Below are 250 nucleotides of genomic sequence, written 5' to 3'. Positions count from 1 at the left end.
ATCAAGTACAGACTCCCTATCCCCAATATTAACCCGACTTAAGAGAGTTGACCCTTGTTTTAATTGTGTATCTGAGGATTTGTCATATTCTTCTCCACTAAACTTCTCCAAGTTATCTTCAAGATAGCGAGGTATCAATATTGGATTGATGGAAATGAGCTGTTTTTTTCTTAAAATATAGTAGTGAGAGTAGATATCAACATTCGTCATATTCCCTGATAAACTAAATCTAATTTCATCCTTCTTCCAG

The 250-nt window shown here is 34.4% G+C and carries 1 protein-coding gene; it reads right to left on the bottom strand.

Annotated features, from left to right (window positions below):
• Positions 1-250 (bottom strand): hypothetical protein (locus tag AOA60_RS33540; protein WP_218240894.1); only part of this gene is annotated, 250 nt, incomplete at both ends.

This window comes from Pseudomonas sp. 2822-17 (assembly GCF_002742485.1).
GTDB lineage: Bacteria > Pseudomonadota > Gammaproteobacteria > Pseudomonadales > Pseudomonadaceae > Aquipseudomonas > Aquipseudomonas cyclaminis.
This window is presented reverse-complemented; position numbering and strand designations above follow the sequence as displayed.